Source organism: Klebsiella sp. 28 (assembly GCF_018223905.1).
GTDB lineage: Bacteria > Pseudomonadota > Gammaproteobacteria > Enterobacterales > Enterobacteriaceae > Klebsiella > Klebsiella pneumoniae.
In genome coordinates, this window is the sequence record NZ_JAGRQY010000334.1 from 1 (window position 1) to 1,224 (window position 1,224).

The 1,224-nt window shown below is 47.0% G+C and carries 1 rRNA gene; it reads right to left on the minus strand.

The features are described 5' to 3' along the window. Positions 1-1,140 (minus strand): 23S ribosomal RNA (locus KHQ28_RS28945); the annotation flags it as partial. Positions 1,141-1,224 lie beyond the last annotated feature (84 nt).

A 1,224-nucleotide genomic window follows, 5' to 3' on the forward strand; every position in this document is an offset into this window, starting at 1 on the left:
CTATTACGCACTCTTTAAATGGTGGCTGCTTCTAAGCCAACATCCTAGTTGTCTGTGCAACCCCACATCCTTTTCCACTTAACATATATTTTGGGACCTTAGCTGGTGGTCTGGGCTGTTTCCCTTTCGAACACGGACCTTATCACTCGCATGTTCTGACTCCCAAGATATAAATGAATGGCATTCGGAGTTTATCTGAATTCGGTAACCCGAGATGGGCCCCTAGTCCAAACAGTGCTCTACCTCCAATAATCATCACTTGAGGCTAGCCCTAAAGCTATTTCGGAGAGAACCAGCTATCTCCAAGTTCGTTTGGAATTTCTCCGCTACCCACACCTCATCCCCGCACTTTTCAACGTACGTGGGTTCGGTCCTCCAGTGCGTTTTACCGCACCTTCAACCTGGACATGGGTAGATCACATGGTTTCGGGTCTACGACTACATACTCATTCGCCCTATTCAGACTCGCTTTCGCTGCGGCTCCGTCTCTTCGACTTAACCTCGCATGCAATCGTAACTCGCCGGTTCATTCTACAAAAGGCACGCCATCACCCATTAACGGGCTCTGACTACTTGTAAGCACACGGTTTCAAGATCTATTTCACTCCCCTTCCGGGGTACTTTTCACCTTTCCCTCACGGTACTGGTTCACTATCGGTCACTAGGGAGTATTTAGCCTTGCGGGATGGTCCCCGCGGATTCCGACGGAATTTCTCGTGTTCCGCCGTACTCAGGATCCTCCTAGGTGTTGTTAGCATTTCGTCTACGGGGCTTTCACCCTCTTTAGCGGAATTTTCCAAATCCTTCAACTATACTAACAGACTACCATATTGGAGTCCTACAACCCCAACAAGCAAGCTTGTTGGTTTGGGCTCTTCCCGTTTCGCTCGCCGCTACTCAGGGAATCGAATTTTCTTTCTCTTCCTGCAGGTACTAAGATGTTTCAGTTCTCTGCGTCTACCTCTAATCAGCTATGTATTCACTGAAAAGTAATATCCTATAAAAGATATTGGGTTCCCCCATTCGGAAATCTCTGGATCATAGCTTACTTACAGCTCCCCAAAGCATATCGGTGTTAGTCCCGTCCTTCATCGGCTCCTAGTGCCAAGGCATCCACCGTGCGCCCTTATTCACTTAACCTTATCAACCTTACGGTTGGGTCTTAATCACTTCTTCTAGCGATAGAAGGTTAATCAATAAATAAGCAATTGAACTTATAAAAAA